Origin of the sequence: Muricomes intestini, from assembly GCF_004346165.1 — a bacterium.
In the GTDB taxonomy this organism is placed as follows: domain Bacteria; phylum Bacillota; class Clostridia; order Lachnospirales; family Lachnospiraceae; genus Muricomes; species Muricomes intestini.
On the sequence record NZ_SLZZ01000009.1, the window covers coordinates 13,879 to 35,623 of the forward strand.

At 43.6% G+C, this 21,745-nt stretch carries 25 protein-coding genes; 3 read left to right on the forward strand and 22 right to left on the reverse strand.

From position 1 onward, the window contains the following. The first annotated feature begins 9 nt into the window (after positions 1-9). On the forward strand, positions 10-939 hold the full coding sequence (locus EDD59_RS07715; RefSeq protein WP_132380651.1) for a transporter: 930 nt from the start codon (positions 10-12) through the stop codon (positions 937-939). Here the strand turns inward: EDD59_RS07715 and EDD59_RS07720 are convergent. From EDD59_RS07720 to EDD59_RS07750, 7 genes are all read right to left on the reverse strand, one after another. Then, complete coding sequence (locus EDD59_RS07720) at positions 925-1,515, reverse strand: ATP synthase subunit B family protein (RefSeq protein ID WP_132380653.1); 591 nt, start codon at positions 1,513-1,515, stop codon at positions 925-927. The genes EDD59_RS07715 and EDD59_RS07720 overlap by 15 nt on opposite strands. A gap of 2 nt (positions 1,516-1,517) precedes the next feature. Continuing rightward, complete coding sequence (coaD, locus tag EDD59_RS07725) at positions 1,518-2,009, reverse strand: pantetheine-phosphate adenylyltransferase (RefSeq protein WP_132380655.1); 492 nt, start codon at positions 2,007-2,009, stop codon at positions 1,518-1,520. Then, positions 2,003-2,572 (reverse strand): 16S rRNA (guanine(966)-N(2))-methyltransferase RsmD, encoded by a 570-nt coding sequence (gene rsmD / locus EDD59_RS07730; protein ID WP_132380657.1) that lies wholly within the window; start codon positions 2,570-2,572, stop codon positions 2,003-2,005. Before rsmD ends, coaD begins: the two co-directional genes overlap by 7 nt. Positions 2,573-2,668: 96 nt before the next feature. After that, complete coding sequence (locus EDD59_RS07735) at positions 2,669-2,872, reverse strand: alpha/beta-type small acid-soluble spore protein (protein WP_132380659.1); 204 nt, start codon at positions 2,870-2,872, stop codon at positions 2,669-2,671. A 114-nt stretch (positions 2,873-2,986) separates the two neighbouring features. After that, positions 2,987-5,044, reverse strand: coding sequence for an ATP-dependent DNA helicase RecG (gene recG, locus EDD59_RS07740; protein ID WP_132380661.1), 2,058 nt, complete (start codon positions 5,042-5,044; stop codon positions 2,987-2,989). Positions 5,045-5,055: 11 nt separating this feature from the next. Continuing rightward, on the reverse strand, positions 5,056-6,726 hold the full coding sequence (locus tag EDD59_RS07745) for a DAK2 domain-containing protein (protein WP_132380663.1): 1,671 nt from the start codon (positions 6,724-6,726) through the stop codon (positions 5,056-5,058). Positions 6,727-6,740: 14 nt separating this feature from the next. Next, positions 6,741-7,100 (reverse strand): Asp23/Gls24 family envelope stress response protein, encoded by a 360-nt coding sequence (locus EDD59_RS07750; RefSeq protein ID WP_165920894.1) that lies wholly within the window; start codon positions 7,098-7,100, stop codon positions 6,741-6,743. Positions 7,101-7,298: 198 nt separating this feature from the next. Between EDD59_RS07750 and rpmB the strand changes: the two genes are divergently transcribed. Continuing rightward, positions 7,299-7,484, forward strand: coding sequence for a 50S ribosomal protein L28 (rpmB, locus tag EDD59_RS07755; protein WP_132380869.1), 186 nt, complete (start codon positions 7,299-7,301; stop codon positions 7,482-7,484). 59 nt (positions 7,485-7,543) lie between these two features. Here rpmB and EDD59_RS18285 read toward each other — a convergent pair whose 3' ends face one another. From EDD59_RS18285 to ruvA, 10 genes are all read right to left on the reverse strand, one after another. Beyond that, entirely contained in the window at positions 7,544-7,678 is a 135-nt protein-coding gene (locus EDD59_RS18285) for a hypothetical protein (RefSeq protein ID WP_279233341.1), read from the reverse strand. A gap of 48 nt (positions 7,679-7,726) precedes the next feature. Next, a complete protein-coding gene (locus tag EDD59_RS07760) occupies positions 7,727-8,137 on the reverse strand; it encodes a GerW family sporulation protein (protein ID WP_132380667.1) in 411 nt (136 codons plus the stop codon). Positions 8,138-8,148: 11 nt separating this feature from the next. Beyond that, the gene (locus EDD59_RS07765; RefSeq protein WP_132380669.1) at positions 8,149-9,063 is read right to left on the reverse strand and encodes a DUF2953 domain-containing protein; all 915 of its coding nucleotides are present in this window, start codon (positions 9,061-9,063) and stop codon (positions 8,149-8,151) included. A 6-nt stretch (positions 9,064-9,069) separates the two neighbouring features. Further along, the gene (locus EDD59_RS07770; RefSeq protein WP_132380671.1) at positions 9,070-9,414 is read right to left on the reverse strand and encodes a hypothetical protein; all 345 of its coding nucleotides are present in this window, start codon (positions 9,412-9,414) and stop codon (positions 9,070-9,072) included. Between the two features lie 18 nt (positions 9,415-9,432). Continuing rightward, entirely contained in the window at positions 9,433-10,785 is a 1,353-nt protein-coding gene (locus tag EDD59_RS07775; RefSeq protein ID WP_132380673.1) for a peptidoglycan D,D-transpeptidase FtsI family protein, read from the reverse strand. A gap of 37 nt (positions 10,786-10,822) precedes the next feature. Further along, on the reverse strand, positions 10,823-12,247 hold the full coding sequence (locus EDD59_RS07780) for an FtsW/RodA/SpoVE family cell cycle protein (protein WP_132380675.1): 1,425 nt from the start codon (positions 12,245-12,247) through the stop codon (positions 10,823-10,825). Between the two features lie 14 nt (positions 12,248-12,261). Beyond that, a complete protein-coding gene (locus EDD59_RS07785) occupies positions 12,262-14,688 on the reverse strand; it encodes a peptidase U32 family protein (protein ID WP_132380677.1) in 2,427 nt (808 codons plus the stop codon). 96 nt (positions 14,689-14,784) lie between these two features. Further along, positions 14,785-15,195 carry a cell division protein ZapA gene (zapA, locus tag EDD59_RS07790; protein ID WP_089984441.1) on the reverse strand — a complete coding sequence of 137 codons (411 nt, stop codon included), beginning with the start codon at positions 15,193-15,195 and terminating at the stop codon, positions 14,785-14,787. A 72-nt stretch (positions 15,196-15,267) separates the two neighbouring features. Next, positions 15,268-16,269: a Holliday junction branch migration DNA helicase RuvB gene (gene ruvB, locus EDD59_RS07795; RefSeq protein ID WP_132380679.1), complete on the reverse strand. Its 1,002-nt coding sequence runs from the start codon at positions 16,267-16,269 to the stop codon at positions 15,268-15,270. A gap of 12 nt (positions 16,270-16,281) precedes the next feature. Then, positions 16,282-16,881 (reverse strand): Holliday junction branch migration protein RuvA, encoded by a 600-nt coding sequence (ruvA, locus tag EDD59_RS07800; protein ID WP_132380681.1) that lies wholly within the window; start codon positions 16,879-16,881, stop codon positions 16,282-16,284. Positions 16,882-17,057: 176 nt separating this feature from the next. On the opposite strand from ruvA, the gene EDD59_RS07805 reads away from it, so the two are divergent. Next, positions 17,058-18,029 carry an FAD:protein FMN transferase gene (locus EDD59_RS07805; protein WP_132380683.1) on the forward strand — a complete coding sequence of 324 codons (972 nt, stop codon included), beginning with the start codon at positions 17,058-17,060 and terminating at the stop codon, positions 18,027-18,029. 13 nt (positions 18,030-18,042) lie between these two features. Here EDD59_RS07805 and EDD59_RS07810 read toward each other — a convergent pair whose 3' ends face one another. The 5 genes from EDD59_RS07810 to EDD59_RS07830 are packed head-to-tail and all read right to left on the reverse strand — an operon-like array spanning position 18,043 to position 21,666. Continuing rightward, positions 18,043-18,867: an RnfABCDGE type electron transport complex subunit B gene (locus EDD59_RS07810; RefSeq protein ID WP_132380685.1), complete on the reverse strand. Its 825-nt coding sequence runs from the start codon at positions 18,865-18,867 to the stop codon at positions 18,043-18,045. Between the two features lie 13 nt (positions 18,868-18,880). Further along, complete coding sequence (locus tag EDD59_RS07815) at positions 18,881-19,456, reverse strand: electron transport complex protein RnfA (RefSeq protein WP_132380687.1); 576 nt, start codon at positions 19,454-19,456, stop codon at positions 18,881-18,883. Between the two features lie 11 nt (positions 19,457-19,467). Then, a complete protein-coding gene (gene rsxE, locus EDD59_RS07820) occupies positions 19,468-20,193 on the reverse strand; it encodes an electron transport complex subunit RsxE (protein WP_132380689.1) in 726 nt (241 codons plus the stop codon). Then, on the reverse strand, positions 20,186-20,800 hold the full coding sequence (locus EDD59_RS07825) for an RnfABCDGE type electron transport complex subunit G (RefSeq protein WP_132380691.1): 615 nt from the start codon (positions 20,798-20,800) through the stop codon (positions 20,186-20,188). Before EDD59_RS07825 ends, rsxE begins: the two co-directional genes overlap by 8 nt. Beyond that, positions 20,800-21,666: an RnfABCDGE type electron transport complex subunit D gene (locus EDD59_RS07830; RefSeq protein ID WP_408632282.1), complete on the reverse strand. Its 867-nt coding sequence runs from the start codon at positions 21,664-21,666 to the stop codon at positions 20,800-20,802. The genes EDD59_RS07825 and EDD59_RS07830 overlap by 1 nt, the downstream gene beginning before the upstream one ends. Positions 21,667-21,745 lie beyond the last annotated feature (79 nt).

Consider the following 21,745-nt stretch of genomic DNA (forward strand, 5'->3'; position numbering starts at 1 on the left):
AAAGTGCTTATGAAACGTAATTTGGCCGGGGCCGGAATCGTCCTTTTGTTTGCATTCATGCTTATGTCTCCGAAGGCTGTTTTCAATGGAGCAAGTGAAGGCCTTCTTTTATGGTTTCAAATCATTCTGCCCACTTTGCTTCCCTTTATCATGATTACAAATCTTTTAGTGTATACAGATAGTATACACTACATATCCCGAATATTCGGAAGGTTGTTGTCCTGCATATTTAAAGTGTCGGAAAACGGAAGCTTTGCTGTTATCGCAGGTTTCTTATGTGGTTATCCCATGGGGGCAAAAGTGGCCGCAGATTTAATAATCGGCGGGTATATTACAGAGGAGGAGGGAAAGTATCTCCTTTCTTTCTGCAATAATACCAGCCCTGTTTTTATTATGAATTTCATTATATGGAAAACGCTGGGCAGAGAAGAATTACTTATTCCGTCAATTTTCATTCTGCTGGGCACACCTATGCTGCTAAGCTTTGTTTTCCGAAGGTTTTATCTTAAAGAGGAAAAATATTTCTGCAATCAGAAGAAGGAAACAAGAAATAGAAAAAAGTGGAATTTCCAGGTTGTGGATACCTGTATTATGGATGGCTTTGAAACAATTACTAAGGTAGGAGGCTATATTATAGTATTTTCTGTTATATTATCTCTGTTCCAGTCATTGCCCCTAAAGCCTATGCTGCTTCAAATATTGCTTCCTTCACTGGAAGTGACAAACGGGATTGCAATCATCGGAAAATCTAAAGTTATCTTTGACCTGCAGTACCCGGCGATCATCGGGCTGACTTCTTTCGGGGGCTTCTGCGCAGCTGCCCAGACCCAGTGCATGATACAGAAAACAAATATTTCTATCTTCCCCTACATAATTGAAAAACTGGTCACCGCAGTGGTGGCCAGTATAATAGCTTTCTTATATTTACATATTATCTGAAATGTCCTGCTGAGAATATTCCTGATCATCCTCTGGAGGTACCTCGAGCTCTGCACGGTTTGTCCTCACCACATCATAGCACTCCTGAAGAGAATTAATCAGTCCATCATACTTTGTCGTGTAGCTGTCAAGTGTATGTCCGATAATGCTCTCTGCATTGGCAAGCAGGTCATCAGTGTACTGAATTGCTCCAAGTCTGATTGCATTGGCATCCTCTGTCGCATTGTCGACAATCTCCTGGGCCTGCGCGCTCGCCTGTGTGACAATCTCATTGGCCTGAGAGTAGGCCTGCTGCATGATCTCATGCTCACTGACCAGTTCTGTGGTCTGCAGCTGTGCCTCTTCAATCATGGCATCTGCTTTCGCCTGGGCATCTGCAATAATTGCATCCCGGTTGCTGATAATCTTCTGATATCTCTTAATCTCATCGGGAGTTTTCATTCTAAGTTCGCGCAATAGCTCATCCAGATGCTCTTTATTTACAATAATCTTTGTAGTGGACAATGGCTGGAATTTACAATCCCGGTCGATGTACTCTTCGATTTCCTCTATAATCTGTTCAATACGGCTGCTCATAGTTACACTCTCCTTTTTGCGTTCATCTTTTTCTTCAGCTCCACTTCTACAGCCTCCGGCACAAATTGTGAAACGTCTCCCCCAAAAGCTGCAATTTCCTTTACAGTTGTGGAACTTAAGTAAGAATATTCGATACTTGTCGTCAAAAACATAGTATCGACACCCGGCTCCAGCTTATGATTCGTCTGGGCCATCTGTAATTCATATTCAAAATCGGTAATCATCCGAAGTCCCCGGATTATAACCTTTGCTTCTTGTTGTCTTGCAAAATCAACCAATAATCCGTCAAAGGGGACAACTTTTATGTTTTTCAAGTCTTTTGTGACTTCTTTTAATATTTTAGCACGTTCTTCTACAGAAAACAACGGCCTTTTGGCATTATTGTTCAGCACTCCGACAATTAATTCGTCAACGATTCTGCAGGATCTTTCGATAATGTCGAGGTGCCCGTATGTGACAGGGTCAAAGCTTCCCGGATAGATAGCTCTTAACATATTTCTTCCTTTCCAGCCTTTTCAATGAAGACATGCTTGTTTGTTTTGTATACTTTTTCCTTTATGCAGGAAAATTTCAGCTCTTCAAGATAGGAAAATTCGGTTTCCCTGGCGGCTTCCACAATGATTACGGTATCCCCGTATACAAGATGGGATTCACTGAGATATTCCAGCACTTTCCTCTCCAGTCCCTGATTATAGGGAGGGTCCATAAAAATAAAATCAAACACTTTCTCACCCTCCAGTCTGTAAAGGGCTGACATCACATCCTGGGTCAGAGTCATCGCTCCTGATTCCAGATGAGTTGTCTTTAAATTTTCTTTAACGCATGTCATGGCCTGTGGACTCTTTTCTACAAAAACAGCCTCCTTTGCCCCACGGCTTAAGGCTTCTATTCCGATCCCGCCGCTGCCGCTAAACAAATCCAAAAAGACACTGTCATAGATAAATGGTGCAATCATATTAAACAAGGTCTCTTTAATTCTATCTGTGGTCGGCCTTGTGTCAAATCCGTCCAATGTCTTTAACTGTAATCTTTTTGCGCTTCCTGCTATGACTCTCATAGACAACACCTTCATTCGTTGTTTCCTTATAATGCTGAATTTTAGCAGAAAAAAGCGCTCAGGTCAATCCCAAGCGCTTTTTCTTAGAAAATTTGGTTATTTACCGGACATCTGTCTTTCCTGCTGTTCGATCATTTTCTTAACCATATAACCACCGACAGAACCATTCTGCTTTGAAGTTAAGTCTCCATTGTACCCATCAGTAAGCGGCACTCCGAGCTCATTCGCTACTTCATATTTGAATCTGTTCAGTGCTGTTTTAGCCTCAGGTACGGCTGCTCGATTAGATGAACTTGCCATGATATTTTCCTCCTTTTCGTAACTTTAGTTACTTCTTCAGATTTTTATAACACTGTAGTGTGTTACAACCATAGTATATGGAGGAATTCATCTTTTACACTGGAAATTCTTGGCTCAGAGCGTTGTTTCCAGCATCACTTTTGACATGTAATGATTCAAGTATGATTTGAGCTTTTCGTGCTTTTCAAGAATCAGTTTTGGATCTTCTGTCAAAATTTTTTCAGCCGCTTCATTTGCTTTCTGCAAAATTTTTGCATCCTGAAATATGTCTCCCAGCCGGAAATCCATAATCCCACTTTGACGGATTCCAAATAAGTCTCCGGGGCCGCGAAGCCGCAGATCCTCAGATGCAATAAAAAAGCCATCATTTGATTTATTTAAAATTTCCAATCGCTCTCTTGTTTCTTTTGATTTTGAAGCACTCATAAAAATACAATAAGACTGGTGCTCTCCCCGTCCTACCCGTCCGCGGAGCTGATGGAGCTGGGCAAGACCGAACCGCTCTGCGTTTTCAATAAGCATAACTGTAGAATTGGGAACATCAATCCCCACTTCAATCACAGTCGTGGAAACTAAGATCTGAATTTCATTTCTGCCGAAAGCCTCCATGATAGCATCTTTCTCAGCCTGCTTCATTTTTCCATACAGACAGGCAATATTTATACCGTCTCCTATAGCTTCTTTCAGAAATTGTGTATAGTCTGTAACATTTTCCACTTCAAGAGATTCACTTTCTTCCACCATTGGACAGATGACGTAACACTGCCGTCCCTCCTCCACCTGCCTTTGCATGAAACGGTATGCAGTGCTGCGGTATCCGGTATCTACCACACAGTTTTTTATGGGAAGCCTGTTCTTCGGAAGCTCATCAATAACAGAAATATCCAGATCTCCATATAGGATCATGGCCAGTGATCTGGGAATTGGAGTTGCACTCATGACCAGTATATGAGGTATACTTCCCTTACCTGCAAGTGCTTCTCTCTGCTTTACACCAAAACGATGCTGCTCGTCGGTCACCACAAGTGCTAAATTGTGGTACTCCGCCTTGTCCTGTATCAATGCATGGGTGCCGACTATGATATCCGCTTCTCCCAAAATAATTTTTTCATAGACTATTTTCTTTTCCTTGGCTGTCATGGAGCCCGTAAGGAGTATCGGTTTTAGAGAAATATTATATTGCCGGAGCATAGATAAAATATTTTCGTAATGCTGCTTAGCCAAGACTTCCGTGGGGGCCATCATAGCACCCTGATATCCATTTAATCCCGCAAGCATCAGTCCCAGAAGTGCCACAATCGTCTTGCCGGAGCCAACATCCCCCTGAACGAGCCGGGACATGACATGCATTCCAGACATATCCTTTTTTATTTCGCTCCAAACCTTTTTCTGAGCATTCGTCAATTCATAAGGCAATGCATTTAAAAAGGCATCTATTGGTTGAGACTCTGAAAATGTAAAGCTGTTTATAGCTTTATCTTCTCTGGTTTTTATTATTCTAAGCGATAAAATAAAAATTAAAAATTCTTCAAAAACCAGTCTTTCTCTTGCACAATAGAATTCTTCCTTATTTTGAGGAAAATGCACTCCTCTGACTGCGGAACAAAAGTCTGTCAAATCATAATTTTCCCGAATATCTTCAGGAAGCAGGTCCTGTTTAGAGTTCATATATTCCATAGCCTGCATTACAGCTTTTTTCACTGTATTATTAGTAAGGCCCGCTGTGAGAGGGTAAACCGGCTGAAGAGTGCCCTGCTTTTTTTCATATTTTGAACTGGGATAAAAAATCTCAGGATGCTCCATTACCAGACCATCCCTTCTTCTGACCACTCTTCCGCGAAGGGTGATAACACCGCCGCGGAGGGTGTTTTTTAAAAATGGCATGCGAAACCAAATTATCTTTAAGGTTCCGGTCATGTCTCTTATAAACAGCCTGGCAACCTGTCTGCTGTGGTTCCCGTCGAGCTGCACCCTGCCGGATATTGCACCGGTAACAGTTACTGTCCTGCCTTCTTCTACTTCTCCCAAAGGAACCGGGTCATCATATATATCATAACCTCTTGGATAATAGCGAAGCAGTTCACTTAACGTTCCCACACCTGCCTTTTCAAAGAGTGCCTGGGTTTTATCCCCGATTCCTTTTAATGTGCTGATTTTAGAATTCTCATTCATGGCTTAATATTCTACTCTACCGATAATATATAATAGTAAATGGGCTGACCTCCAAAATGGGCATCTACATCCGCCTCCGGGTAGAGATTGCTTATCTCCTGTGCAAAGCGCACTGCATCTTCGGCCAATACATCTTTCCCGTAGTACAAGCTGATGAGCTCTGTATCAGCGTCTACCTGACAGGAAAGCATTTCTTTTGCTACAGTTTCCACAGACTGACCTACGGAGAGAATTCCTTCATCGCCGATTCCCATGATATCGCCCTCATGAATTTCCTTGTCATCAATGCGGGTATCCCGCACTGCATATGTGACCTGTCCGGTCTTTACTTTCTGAATTTCCTCTAACATATTTGTTTCATTTGCAGAAATGCCTCTTTCAGGCATATAATTAATTACTGCGGTAATCCCCTGTGTCACGGTCTTTGTAGGTATCACAATGATATCCTTTTCTTTTGTCAGGGACCGCGCCTGATTTGCTGCCAGTATAATGTTTTTGTTATTCGGAAGTATAAAAATATGTTTTGCGCTGACTGCGTTGATAGCCGTCAGCATATCTTCCGTACTCGGATTCATGGTCTGCCCGCCTTCAATGATATAATCCACCCCCAGCTCCCGGAAGATATTGTTCAGGCCCTCTCCTATGGAAACTGCAATAAAGCCTATCTCCTTTTCAGGCTCTTTTGCTTTTGAGGAGGCGTTCCTTTTCTGTTCTGCCGCCAGTTTTTCAGAATTCTTGAACAATCTCTCCTGGTGTTCCTCACGCATATTATCAATCTTCATCCTGGTAAGCTGTCCATAGGTCAGTGCTTTCTGAATTGCCAGTCCTGGATCATTGGTGTGCACATGAATCTTTATAATATCATCGTCTGCCACACATACGATGGAATCTCCGATAGATTCAAGATAGGCCTTAAACTCTGTCTCGTCCTTTTCGGAAAATTTCTTTTCCGTCATAATAATAAATTCAGTACAATAGCCGAACTTAATGTCTGCCTCCGCTTGAACTCCCGGTCTTACCATGGTGGTGCCGGAGCTTGTTTCGATGGCGCTGTAGTCAATCTCCTTGCCCTGGAATGCATCATATGCACCCCTTAACACCTCCAGAAGTCCCTGTCCGCCGGAGTCTACCACACCGGCCTCCTTCAGCACCGGGAGCATCTCGGGGGTTCTGGAAAGTACATATTCTGCATGTTCTAATATTTGCGGAAGAAATATTTCAAAATCACCGGTCGTTTCCGCCAACTCCGCCGCCTTTTGAGCAACCCCCTTAGCAACGGTAAGAATTGTTCCTTCTTTTGGCTTCATAACTGCTTTATACGCTGTTGCGCGGGCACGCTCACATGCCTGTGCAAAAATTTCTGCATCAATTTCTTTATATCCGCGTATCTCTTTTGTGAACCCCCTCAGCAGCTGAGACAGGATTACGCCGGAGTTACCCCTGGCACCGCGCAGTGAGCCAGAAGAAATGGCCTTGGCCAGAGCCTGCATATTTGTTTGTTCAAGTACAGTCACCTCTTTTGCTGCAGACAGAATAGTCAGCGTCATATTAGTTCCTGTATCTCCATCGGGAACCGGAAATACATTCAGTTCATTAATAAATTCTTTTTTGGCTTCCAGATTAGCTGCTCCCGCTAAAAACATTTTCGCGAACAGTTCTGCGTTTATCGTATTCGTTGCCACGACAAGTATCCTCCTTAATCAATCACTCTGACACCTTCGACAAAGATATTTATTTTATCTACAGTCATCCCGGTAAATTCTTCTACTTTGTATTTTACACTGCTCATCAGATTGTCAGAAACTGAAAGAATATTTACTCCGTATGCAACAATCACATGAAAATTTAACTTTAGAACATTGTCATCGGAAAGTTCCACCTGGATTCCCTGGGTCAGGCTTTCTTTCTTCAGCAGTCTTACTAATCCATCTTTCATATTGACTGCGGCCATCCCGACAATACCAAAACATTCCACTGCAACAGAGCCTGCATATTTTGCAATTACATCCGAACTGATTGTGACAATCCCGAGCTCTGTACTCATACTGCCCTTCATCATATATTACCTCCAATTCCTAAATGGATTTTTAAACATAATTAACATAGGTATTATACTCTGTCTGGTTGGATTTTACAATATAGATTCGGAAAAATGAAAAATTTCAGAAAATGCTTGCAATAGGAAACCCTTTCTGATAAAATAACAGTGTTGTGAGCCTATATAGGCTATTTCAGATCGTTAGGAGGTGCAATGATGGCTAAATGTGCTATTTGTGAAAAGGGTGCTCATTTCGGTAATAACGTAAGTCACTCTCATAGAAGATCACCAAAAATGTGGAAATCAAATGTGAAATCCGTTAGAGTTAAAACAGAAGGCGGATCAAAAAAGATGTACGTTTGTACTTCCTGCTTAAAATCAGGACGTGTAGAACGTGCTTAAGAGAATATTTTGAAGACACGGGGTACTCACTGCAATGTGGGTACTTTTTTCTTTGTCTTTTACCCGCAGAACAGCTTATACCCCGCCGCCAGAGCAATGATTGTCAGAATCAGACCTATTGCATTCGGCAATACCAACATCAGAATCATGCCGACTCCAAACCACAGCAGTGCAAATCCTATTACTTTTTTCATAATCCGTTTACTCCCGGCAGAGGTTTACTATTATTCTATGCAGCTTTTTTAAATATGTGCTCCGTCTTCTCCGGATTCTTCAGAATTTAAAATGTCCGCAACATCTTCCTCTGTAACCTTTTCATCCTTTGAAGTAAATTTATCTACCACATCCGGCACCATATCCAGAATCTTAGTAATTGTATCCTGATTTTTAATGTTTACCAGTTTTGTTGTGCCATTTTTAATGACCAGAACCGCGCTGGGGGTTATTTTGCCGCCCAGACCTCCTGTTCCCCTTCCTTTTTTATCACCGGAAAAATATCCGGCCCCCACTCCAAAGGTTACATCCACAAGAGGAAGAATGATGATATCATTAATATGGATTGCGTCGCCGACGACCGTTTTTGTCGTAATAACCTGGTCCATGCCACGAAACAGTGATTCAACCGTGTCCTTAAAATTATTTTCCGCTGCCATTTTTAATCCTCCTAATTTGAAAACCATGTTTTTATATTTTTAATATGTCTGAATGTGATACGGACGTTTTTATTCCATATCAGGCTCCAGAGTGATATGACAAAGTATATACCCCGTATCTTTCCTGAAGCAAATAAATTTGCCTCAAGTATCTCCTGTTCAAAATCAGGCTGAATATTTGTATGTTTCCCAAGAAATGGGGAAAGCATACTGGCAGCTGCCAGAACATAGCCTGTATTGGCAGGGTCCTCAAAGCCAAAATGAGCCCAAAGTTTTAATTTACGGGGCTTTAGAAAGCCAAGGAGCCGCCTTAATTCTGTAAGAACCGTCCCTAATGCCGACCTGTGGGCTTCATCTGCAATAAATTCTGCCAGCTTGTCCTTCTTTTCCAACAATGACTTTATGGCACTGCAGATTTTGTGGATTGTTTGCTTTATCTTATCATAGATTCTGCAGATTGTATATTTTATCTTTTGGTAAAAAGAGGATTTCTTTTCTTCCCGCTTCCCGATTTTGTCATCGCTCTTTCCATTATGAAGTGTTTTGGGTATTTCTCTTGCCAGAGTTTTCTCTTCGTCTCTTTCCTCCTCTTTTTCTGTCCTCTGCTCTTCTTCTACTTTTTCCTTGTTTTCAAAAGGAGCTTTCTCTTCATCCTCATCTTGAACCTGTCCTATCCTTTTCCACGCAATTCGGAGTTCCCAGTCAAGCTTCTTATTTTCGTAGGAGACATTTCCACTGATCAGGTGAAAAATCCATAAGAATCTGGCATTTGCATGCAGGGAATCCAGATCTCCTTCACAGACTGCCTTAACCCGGTAACGAAAAGGGACAAAAAGAGCAACACAAATAAGCAATACAGCCAAACCGAGTATTGCCAGCAGTATCCATCCTATAATTTTCAGAATCAACAGGATTATATGTAACATTTGCTCTTACACTCTGCCTTCCTCATATTCTTTTTGACGATTTACGATAAAGCTTCGTATATCTGTATCCTGTGCCTTTTCATAGATTTCTTTTACAATATGCTCTGTCAGGTAAAGTGCACCGTCGTAGCCTCTGGCAATCCCTACCACAAACAGTGGAGTATCTTCATAAAAATGCTGTTTCAACAACAGGGACGAATAAAATTCCAGGTGATTTTGCATTCCCTGTGCTAAAGTAATTATATAAATGGAAGGCTGGGCAGAATTCGTATTTAATTTTTGAATCACTTTTTCTTTTTTGTGTTTCAGCTCCTCACTGAAATATAAATCACAGTAAAATGCCATCTGCATAATTTTCACCGCCTGGTTTTAATTATAATAATAAGCATCCAATATCTGTTTTGCAATGGGCACAGCTTTTGCTCCCGCATCCCCGTCATAACCTTCGATAATCACACTGATGACCAGCTCCGGGTTATCCACATTTGTAAACCCCATAAACCAGGAGTGGGTCTTCTCACCGTCCACCATACTGTACTCTGCTGTTCCGGTTTTTCCGGCAGCAGTGTATGACTGACCACTCAACAGGGATGCAGTCCCTTCGTCTACAACGGCGCGCATATAGTCCTTGAGCTGTGCAGCCTCAGCAGATGTCATAAGCTTTTTGTAACTCTTCGGTACATTCTTCCGGATTTCTGCGCCGGTATAATTTGTTACCTTTTCAACAAGGTAGGGCTCCATAAGTGTACCGCCATTGGCTATGGCCGAAGTGATCAGTGCCATATGGTACGGGCTGACTAATGTTTCTCCTTGTCCCATGGCCGTCATCATCATATCTGCACTGCTGGATTTCTCCGTGATTTTAAAAGAGCTTTTCGATGTGTCCAGCACAGCGGGAAGCTCCTTATTAAACAAAAGTTCCTCAGCCGTATTGCGGTAGGATGTTTTATTTAAAGTGAGGCCGATATTTGCAAATGAAGAATTGCAGGAATTGGCCATGGAACTCCTCAAGTCCTCCAGACCGTGGACGGTATTGTCAAAACAGTGTATCGTAGTTCCCTCGGCAGTAATCTCCCCCACACAGTCGTAACTGTAGTTTTGATAATCACTGTGCTCCCGCATGTATTCCAGGGCTGTCACTACTTTAAAGGTGGAGCCAGGCGCATACTGCCCCTGGGAGGCCCTGTTCAAAAGAGGACTATTATCTTCGTCTGTATTTAAGGCATCCCAGTTGACTGCAACACTGTTAGGATCATAGGAAGGCCCGGAAACCATAGCCAAAATCTTGCCTGTACCTGGCTCCATCACTACTACAGCCCCTTTGTTGCTGCCAAGTGCATCGTATGCCGCCTGCTGCAGGTCTGCATCCAGGGTTGTAACGACTGTGTCTCCCATGTTTTTTTCATCTTTAAATTCATTCATCATCTTCTGTAAAAAGAAAGCGTTGGATGTGAGCAGCTCAGAGTTTTCCACAGATTCCAGCCCGCTTTTTCCGACAGCGGGGTCACTGAAGCCAACCACGTGTGCAAATGCTGCCCCGTAAGGATAAGAACGCACCTCTGTCCCGTCATCCCCCACATCTGTCATGGCAAGGGCATTTCCGTTTCTGTCGGCAATACTTCCCCGGATAATTCTGTCAGCAAAAGCATCCTGACGTTTGTTATAAGGACTACTTACAACAGTTTTTGCACGTGCAATATTAAAATATACGATATAACTCATCAGTGCAAGGAACAAGACAACGAAAAAGTAAGTTACTCTAGCGAACTCTTTGTTTCGGAACTTCTTCGAAGGCTGCTTTCTCCCTCCGGCGCTGTTTTTTCCGGGGCGCCGTCTCTGGTTGTCTACCTCTTCGTAATTCTCTTCTCTTCTCAATATTTTCTTCCTCGTCTTCTCTTAAAATATACAGACCCTGTATAATTCCAAACATAATCATGGTGCTTAACATGGAACTCCCCCCATAGCTGACCAGCGGAAGCGTAACTCCAGTGGAGGGGATAAACTTTGTGACACCGCCGATTGTCAGGAACACCTGGAAAATATAACAGGTTCCAAGACCAAGAGCAATCAGTTTATAGAACCGGTTGCGGATTGCCATAGCAATATTCAAAAACATTACATAGCAGCTGACACATACCAGAATGAGGCACAATGCAAAAATCAACCCCATCTCTTCTGAAATTGCAGAAAATATGAAATCTTCCGCTGCAACAGGAATGCTGTCGGGAAGTCCCTGGTACAGTCCCATCCCGAACCAGCTCCCCGTTCCAATTGCAAAAAGTGACTGTGCTACCTGATATCCGCCCTCACTGTAAGAAGCAAAAGGATCCTTCCATGCCATAACCCGAACCTGGATATGATAAAACAGGTGAAAGGCCAAAACAGCCGCGGCACTGCCGGCACCGATTCCCGCCAGAGCATAGAGGGGCTGACTTGTGGCCACATAAAGCATCACCAGGTATACCACAAACATAATAAGAGCGGCACCCAGATCGGTGGAAAGCACCAGAATCAGTACATGCATAGCCGCAACAGCCGTAGTCACTACGACATTTTTAAATTCTGTAGACTGATTCAGACTTGCCGCCACATAAAATACAAATAATATTTTCACAAATTCCGAAGGCTGAATCCCGAATCCGCCTATAGTAAATCCCAGCTTTGCACCATCCGAGAGCTGCCCCAGAACGGCAACCGCTCCCAGTGCCAGAATTCCTATCCCTGCGTAAATATAAGCCCAGTCTTTCAGAAATTGAAGTTTTCGTATCAGTACAGGGACAATGAGTCCGATCACAAGCCCCAGCGCTGCAAATATAAACTGCTTCACCGCTTTTGCGTAGGAAAGCCTTGTAATCATAATAAAACCGATACTCAGCAGCATACACATATTATTAACAACCAGCCGGGATGCTTTTGGATAAAAAATCCGGTATAATACGAGTACCGCAATCAGGAGCAGAACTTGAGCGCCATAAAAGTACAGGAGCTCCTGCTTTTTTGTCTGCAGATACATTACCCCATACGCGGTAAACTGCATTAGAAACATCAGCACGTTCTGGCGTATTAGTATTCCTTTTTTATCTTCCTCATACACCTTTGCAAATACGGAAAAGCATGAAAACGTATAGATCGACATCAATAAAATGATGACATATTTTGATAGCTCTACTATTATATTAACCATTGTTTCACCTGCTTTTAGTTTACTCCACGTTTAAAATGTCCTCTGGTAACTTCAACAACGGGCACATCAGCGGGCAGACCGCTGCAGTAAATGTCCCCATACATTTTCAAAATATCTTCAGCAGACCTTTCATCCTCCACAGTAAACTGAATTCTAAGTCCTGCAGGAGCCAGATTCAGGATATCCTCCTTCTGCTCCAGAAGAAATAAAGGTGCTGTATTGTATATTACATTATAACAGAACCCGCAATAATTTCTAACCGGAAATTCTTTTTGATATCTGTCCTTTAGCATCAGGATTCCCGGCTTTTTGCTACATTCCCCTGCCGCATTCTCAACACACTGTGCAGACACCATCACCGGCAGCCTTCCGTAGACAATCAGTTCTGCCCGGAATATCCCAAGTATTCCCAGTTCACCTCTGTTCAATTCCACAGGTGCGGTAAATGAATAAACACCCTGTGAGTTCCAGAATTGCTTTGCCCAGTGGTTAAATACATATAGATTATGGTCCAATATGATCTTCTTGTCAAATCCCTGACGCATTAAAAAATGAAAACTTTCGTAATTACGTATTAGGAACCCGTCAAATTCCATCTCCATCAGAGCCGAATATCCGGCGGAAAAAAGTGAGATTGTCTCCTGGCGGTAAATATGAGGCATAGCAAAGAAAACTTCTATTCCCTTTTCCGAAGCTTCCCGGCATATTTCCTTACATTCCGAGTTTCCATAAGGGATACTATATAAACAGGACTCCAGATAAATTCGTTTCACCTCGGGGCAGGCAAGAGCCGCCTGCACCTGTCCTTTTGTTTCTGCCAGAACAGACAGATACATTCCCAATCCGTCAGAAACTTTGTGTTCAGTCACCTGAGTTTCACAGGCATTTTGCTTTGATATGTCTGGCTGTCCGATTTTTCTTCTGTGGTAAATCCCACAGATTTTGGCTGTCAGTTGTTCCAACACCTGGCGCCTAAGTTCGTTAAGACGCTGCATGGGCAAAAAAACATTCTCCTCTATAGCAATATCCAGTGTTTCAAATATAAACTCCGTGTTTCCTGTCTTCATCAGCTGCTTTCTGACCTGGACCTGATCCAGGGGATGCTTTTTAGCTTCTTCTGTCTTTTCTTTTGTCCGGACAGTTACTGAGAGATTCCCAAGCCCAGCGGTCAGAACGGCCGGTTCACCTGGGGCAGTCCAAAAGCTCCCCCATATGGGTTCCTGTACAGTTCCTGTTTCATAGGTTCTGTTCACCTGCTCAAGAAGTTCTGGCCTGCGGATACGGTGCAGAATTGTCTCTTTTCGATATTGTTCTCCCCTAGGCACAAGAATTTGTACAGTATCACCCTTTGAGATTGCTTTTCCAAAGGTATAATTTCCCTTTACACTTGCGTTGTTCTCTTCACAGGACAAATCCAGCACATCACCCTTGTAAATGTCTGTGAGCGTTTTACCTGTTATCTCCCGTCCTTTTTGTGAACTCACCCTCATGGCAGGAACACCTGAATGCCCCGGCCGTTTCAGAGAAAGCATATCCCGGCCGTTATGCTGCCTATAGTACCCCTGACTGAAACCGCCGCGGTTATAAATATCCATCAGCATTTCCCTGTCACTGTAAGATACTTTAAATCCTTCTCTTCCATTTTCTAAATATAAGTCTGTATATTTTCGGTACATAGAAGTGACGAGTGCCGCATATTCCGGTTTCTTCATGCGTCCTTCAATTTTAAAAGAATCAATGCCTGCCTCTATCAAATCAGGAATCAAATCCAGAGTACATATATCTTTTAGGCTCAAAATATACTCTTTTTTACCATTCACTACATAGGGCAGCCTGCATGGCTGTGCACATTGTCCACGGTTGCCGCTTCTGCCCCCAATCATACTGCTCATCAAGCACTGGCCCGAATAACTGTAGCACAGAGCGCCATGGACGAAGCACTCTATCTCCAGATTTGTATGTTCCGCCATATGACACACCTCATCCAGAGACAATTCTCTTGCCGGGACAACTCTCTTTACCCCCTGCTCCTGCAAAAAAAGAGCTCCCTCTGTATTTGTCACTGTCATTTGTGTGCTTGCATGGACATCCATATCAGGAAAATGTTCCCGCACAAATTTCATTACCCCGATATCCTGTACGATTACTGCATCTAATCCTCGCAAATAGAAAGGCCCCAGGTAATCATAAAGCATATCTGTCTCGCCGTCCTTCAAAAGAGTATTTACCGTCAGATAAAGCTTACGACCGTGGAGATGCGCGTAATCAATGGCTGCAAGCAACTCTTCTTCTGCGAAATTGTCTGCAAAGGCTCTGGCGCCAAAGCGTGTACCACCTGCATAAACCGCATCTGCCCCCGCCAGGACAGCTGCCCTGAAACTAGGATAAGAACCGGCCGGCGCCAGTATTTCAATTTTTCTTTTTAATGTATTTTCAGCCAATTCTGCTCCTTTCCCTGTTCTTCATACATGGTAACAGTTCCGTTACAATGTATGTTGCGTTACCTTAAAATAAGCTGTCTGCAGACAGCTTATTTTTTATTTTCTACGATTTTTCATCTCTGTTTCCAACTTCACAATCTGCATCTGCAAATCATTATTTTCTTCCTTCATCTTTGCCAGCTCTTTTTCCGCATTCTCAAGTTTTATCTGAACAGATATCAGCTCATGCTTTAAATCGTACATCTCTTTATCTTTCAGCTCTATGTCACTCTCCAGGGAATCCCCCTGCTTCTTCGCCTTAAAGTAGTCATCTGCGATATTCAGCGCAAGAAGTACATTGCGGGTATCAGAGCTTTGCTTTCGGTACCCTTCACTGTTTGCACATTCCGTGATCTTATGGTTCAGATAGGAGGAAACCTTCTGAAGATACTCTTCGCCTTCAAAGCCACTTAATGTGTAAACCTTTCCCCCAATCAGAACTTCTGTAAAATGTTTTGCTGAACTCATAGCATCCTCCTCGCGTTTCTTACCTGCTATTATAAACTATATAAAAGGAAAAACCAACCATTTTTTCAAGATTTAGCACTCCGAAAAGGGAATTCCCAGGTGGCCGTAAGCCAGCTGGGTGACAACCCGCCCCCGGGGGGTTCTTTGGATAAATCCGGTTTTCAGCAAATAGGGCTCATAAACATCCTCAAGCGTGCCTGCATCCTCTGAAATGGTTGCTGCAAGCGTATCCAGTCCTACAGGTCCTCCCTGAAATTTCTCAATCATTGTAAACAAAATATTCCGGTCAATGCGGTCCAGTCCGTATTTATCCACATCGAGCATATCCAGAGCATAGTGGGCGACTGATTCGGTGATAACTCCGTCATACTTCACCTGTGCAAAGTCGCGGACTCTTTTCAAGAGACGGTTGGCGAGCCGGGGGGTTCCTCTTGAACGTTTTGCCAGCTCCACGGCACCCTTCTCATCAATCTCTACATCCAGCTTTTGTGCCGATCTCAGTATGATGGTTTCTAATTCCTTCTCTGTATAGAAATCCAAGTGATTGACTACGCCGAATCTGTCCCGCAGAGGGGCGGTCAGCATTCCGGCTCTGGTCGTGGCCCCTACCAGTGTAAATTTGGGCAGATCCAGACGGATAGACCGGGCAGCTGAACCCTTGCCAATCATAATGTCAATGGCATAGTCCTCCATTGCCGGGTATAAGACCTCTTCTACCTGTCGGTTCAGCCGATGTATCTCGTCCACAAAAAGAAGGTCATTTTCCTGTAAATTATTGAGAATTGCAGCGATTTCCCCCGGCTTTTCGATGGCAGGGCCGGAGGTAATTTTAATGTTCACTCCCATTTCATTGGCTATGATACCTGCAAGGGTAGTCTTTCCCAGACCGGGAGGCCCGTAGAGCAGTACATGATCCAGAGCCTCTTTTCTCTCTCTTGCAGCCTTAATATAGATATTCAGAGTCTCCTTCACTTTCTCCTGCCCGATATAGTCCTTCAGAAACTGAGGGCGCAGGCTGCTCTCTATTTTAATGTCCTCTTCCAGATTTTCCGTTGTTATGATTCGTTTTCCCATATACCGTTTCCTTTATAACTTCTTTAAAGCTGCCTTCAGGAGTTCCTCTGTTGTTGGATTCTCCAGCGTTACTCCATTAACTGCGCGAAGACTTTCTGTATTTCCATACCCCAGTGCTACCAGAGCCTGTACAGCTTCCGCCTGTACACCACCCTGACCAGTCCCTGAAATAGCAGAGGAATCCGGAATATCTCCCATGCGGAGGTCTTCTATTTTAAATTTATCTTTCAGCTCAATGATGAGCTTCTCTGCTGTTTTCTTACCTATTCCTGGTGCGGCTGAGATTGCCTTGACATCTCCCGACATAACTGCCATGCGCAGGGAGTCCGGCGAAAGCTGAGAAAGTATGTTTAACCCGCCCTTTGGTCCTATTCCGCTGACTCCGATAAGAAGACGGAATACCTCCAGATCATCCCGGGTCAGAAAGCCAAACAGCTGCATGGCATCCTCCCGGACATTCAAATATGTATGAATCTTTACCTGGCTTCCGGGAGCTGGAAGAAGTCCCATGGCCTGAGCCGGCATGTAAATGCCATATCCCACACCGCCAACATCTACGATTATCTGTTCCGGTTCCACTGCGGCCAGCTCGCCGCAAACATATGAAATCATAAAACGCCCCTTTTCTATAGCTTCTAGCCATTATCATAGCACAGAGACTTTTAGAATGCAATCACATGTTCGATTGTAATTTTGGCGGAAATTGTATATAATAATCCAGTTGCTGAAACATAAAACGGCCCTTTTATGACTGTTAAGCCAGCCATGCCGTAGAAGAGGAGGAATATATGAAACGTATTCTGATATGGTTTCTTACGATAATTATAATGTTTACTGCTTCCGGATGTACCGGGCCGTCTTCCGAAGAGTCCATCAAAACAACCGGTATGTATTTTGACACAGTGATATCGATAGAAGTATGGGGAAGTACGGATACGTCTATCCTCGCCCACTGCAAAGATTTATGCGCCGAATATGAACAGCTTTTAAGCAGAACCATTGATACCAGTGATATCTCCAGAATCAATTCTGCAAATGGAGCACCTGTGGAAGTGGATGCCAGAACAGCAGAGGTAATTGGGAAAGGATTATATTACAGCCGTCTGTCAAAAGGCGCTTTTGACATCACCATAGCCCCTTTAAGTGAACTGTGGGACATTGATGATAGGCCCGGAAATATTCCGGGCCCGGCAGCTATTGAGGAAGCAAAAAGCCATGTAAATTATAAGAATGTCCTCCTGGAGGGCAATACGGTGACACTGAAAGATCCGAAGGCCGGCATCGATTTAGGAGCCATTGCAAAAGGATTTATTGCAGATAAGCTAAAAGACTACCTGACAAGCCGGGAAATCGAGCACGCCTTGATTAATCTGGGCGGAAATATTGTGGCTGTCGGTGATAAGATGAATGGAGAAGATTTTCATATTGGCATACAAAAACCCTTTGATGAGCAAAATTCTGCTATAACCAGTGTAGATATCAAAGATAAGTCGGTGGTTTCCTCCGGAGTATATGAACGGTATTTTAAAAAGGATGGTAAGGTTTACCATCACATTTTAAATCCGTTTACCGGATATCCTTATGATAACCATTTACTGCAGGTCACAATCATCTCCGATCATTCCGTGGACGGTGACGGGCTGAGCACCACCTGTTTCGCACTGGGGCTGAATAAAGGCGGTGCCCTGATAGAAGATCTCGATGGAATCAAAGCCATATTCGTGACAGATGACTACAACCTGCATTATGCCGGATATTGATATTAAAATTTACTTACGAAACCATGGCCTCCCCTGCCACCATTCTCGGTGTAATGATTTTCCTTGGGCATTTCTCAGCACAGACACCGCAATGCACGCATTTTTCCGGATCAATGTGGGCGAGGTTATCTGTAACCGTCACAGCTTTTACTTCACAGTTTTTCTCGCAGATACGGCATCCTATACAGCCGACCTGGCATACATCTCTTACTGTTCTCCCGTTGTCATGTGAGTTGCATTGAACAAGATACTCCTGATCATAGGGAGCCATCTCTATCAGCTGCTTCGGACATGCTGCCACGCATTTTTTACAGGCCCTGCATTTTTCCTTGTCTACGACTGCAATGCCCTCTTTAACATGTATTGCATCAAATGGACAGGCCTTTACACAGGTTCCAAAACCAAGGCAGCCATAGCTGCAGCCTTTCGGTCCGCCGTCCTGCATCATGCTTGCCATGATGCAGTCTTTCACTCCAAAATATTCATATTGCTCTTTTGCCTGTTCACAAGTTCCGCCGCATTTTACGAATGCCACCTGGCGATCTTGTTCTCCTGCAGATACCCCCATAATTGCACCGACTTTCTCTGCAACAGGAGCCCCGCCTACGGGACATGCTCCAACCTCCGCCTCACCTGCCACTATAGCGGCAGCAAGACCAGAACATCCGGGATATCCGCACGCTCCGCAGTTATTTCCGGGCAGAGCCTCCAATACGGCCTCTTCTCTCTCGTCTACCGCTATGGCAAATTTCTTGCCCGATATCCCGAGGAAAACACCGATGAATAACCCGGTACCGCCGACAATAGCTGCGGCAATTATAATCCCTGTTATACTCATCTTTTATACCCTCCTAAATTAATCCCGCGAATCCAAAGAAAGCAATTGCCATCAGCCCGGCTGTCACTAGGACAATTGGGGTTCCCTGAAAGGATTCTGTAATGTCATTGTGTTCAATCTTCTCACGTATACCTGCCATCAGCACAATTGCAACCAAAAATCCGGTGGAGGTTGCAAGCCCGTTTATGACACCTTCTAAGATGTTATAGGATTTCTGAACATTTACCAGAGCAACACCAAGTACCGCACAGTTTGTGGTAATCAAAGGAAGATATACCCCAAGTGCATTATAAAGCGGAGGCATTGCCTTTTTTAAAAACATCTCTACAAACTGTACCAGAGCAGCTATGACGAGGATAAATACAATTGTCTGCAAATATTCAAAATGCACCGGAACAAGAATGAATTTATAAATCAGGCTTGTTACAAAGGATGCAATTGTAATAACAAAAATAACAGCACTGCCCATTCCTGCCGCAGTTTTTACATCCTTGGAAACGCCGAGGAAAGGACAGATTCCAAGGAACTGGCTGAGCACAACATTATTCACAAATGCCGCACCGACTGCAAGTAATATTAACTCTTTCATCTCATTTCCCCCTAATCATTCTCTTTTTTCTCTGTTTTAGACTCTACAGGGAAGATTCCCCCTGCACAGCTTCCTGCTCTGCCACATCCTGCACATCCTTCACAGCCCTCAGCGGGTTCCGGTATAGGCTCGCCTTTTTTCAGGGCTATATGCCTCTTCACTTTATTCTGCAAAGCAACCAGCATAGAGAGAACCAAAAATGCTCCCGGCGCCAGAATAAAAATAGTGATTGGCTCATAGGAATCCGGAAGAATCTGTGTGCCGAAAACCTTCCCTGCGCCCAAAATTTCCCGGACTATACCAATTGCCGTCAGTCCAACAGTAAAGCCAAGCCCCATTCCAAGGCCGTCAAATAAAGAAGGAATCACGGGGTTCTTGGAAGCATAGCTTTCTGCTCTTCCCAAAATAATACAGTTTACCACGATCAGAGGAATATAAATTCCCAGTGCATTATACAGGCTCGGGACGAAGCCCTCCAATAAAAACTGTACAATTGTTACAAAGGATGCAACTACCACGATGAACGCCGGCATCCTCACAGAATCAGGTATAATTTTCCGCAAGGCGGAAATCATGACATTGGAAAGCACAAGTACAACTGTAGTAGAAAGTCCCATTCCGATGCCGTTGATTGCGGAAGTCGTGACTGCCAGTGTAGGACACATGCCCAGCATCAGTACAAAGGTAGGATTTTCTTTGACCAGACCATTAAACAGTCTTTCTGCTGACTTACTCATTGACACTACCTCCTAACGTATTTTGAAAATAAATCAGTGCCGAATCCACTGCATTCGTTACTGCATTCGTTGTGATGGTCGCTCCACTGATTGCATCAATTTTATCATCACCTTTTTCATTATTCTTTGTATAGGAGAATGATTCTACCTGCTTATCCTTAAACTGATCTCTAAAATCCGCCTCTGAAGCTTTCATGCCAAGACCGGCCGTCTCACTGATGTCGAGGATTTCCACGCCTTTTACGGTTCCGTCTGCCAGGATTCCTACAGACAATATGATATCACCGCCGTATCCTTCATGGGAAACTACGGTAATGACACAGCCTATGTCATTTCCGCCTTCGTCTTTTCCAATAACGGTTGCTGTAACATCATCATCGCTGTAACCTGCACTTTTGAGAATTTGGGCAGCACCACTCTCATCAAAATCATCATAGGATTCAAAAGAAACAGCATCCGGAAGTGCATCTTTATATGCTTCCTGTCTAGCCTTTTCCTGGGCAGTGGCAATGGGAGCTTTTGTAACTTCATAAACCAGTCCGAGGAGAATGCCGGAAATCAATGTAATAGCTGTAAGTATCAACGTATTTTTTACAATTTTATTCATTACTTTTCTCCTCCTTTGCCAAATGGTTTTGGAAGAGTGATCTTTTCAATCAGCGGAACCAAAAGGTTACTGATAATAATTGCATAGGATACCCCTTCCGCAGAGCCGCCAAATATTCTAAAAAGCCCTGTCAGCAGCCCTATACAGATCCCATAGAGAATCTGGCCCCTCGGAGTGATGGGAGAAGTCACATAATCTGTAGCCATAAACCATGCGCCTAGCATGAGGCCACCGCCGCAGAGCTGTGCGGTGATATACTGTGCGTCAAAACCGTGACCGCCGAAAATAATAATAAAAATAACGAATGTTACAATGTATGTGCCGGGGATCCGCAGATCAATAACACCCAGCAAAAGTAGGAACATGGCACCAATCATAATTGCAAGAACAGAAGTTTCCCCGATTGTACCTCTGGTATTTCCAAGCAGCATATCCATAGTATTTACTGCTTCTCCTGCTTTTAGGTTGGCAAGCGGAGTTGGACCTGTCACGCCGTCGTATACAAAATATGTCATACGTCCTGCGAAAGAAATAAGAAGGAAACACCTGGCCGCCAGGGCAGGGTTCATAAAATTCTGTCCCAGTCCTCCAAACAGCTGCTTTACAATAATAATTGCAAATGCAGAGCCTAAAGCACCCATCCAAAGAGGAAGGGTAGGCGGAAGATTCAGTGCAAGAAGAAGACCTGTGACAGCCGCACTGAAATCCCCTATCGTAATCGGTTTATGCATCAGTTTCTCATATATATACTCAGATAATACTGCCGTTGCTGTCGTAACTACAATGAGCAGCCATGCATTCTCATGCCTGAAATTATAAATACCAAAGATTGTGGCCGGCAGTAATGCAATCAGAACCATCAGCATAATATTGCTGCTGGTTGCCTTATCCCGTATATGTGGTGAGGATGATATGTTATAATTCTCGTTCAATTTTAGTTCACCT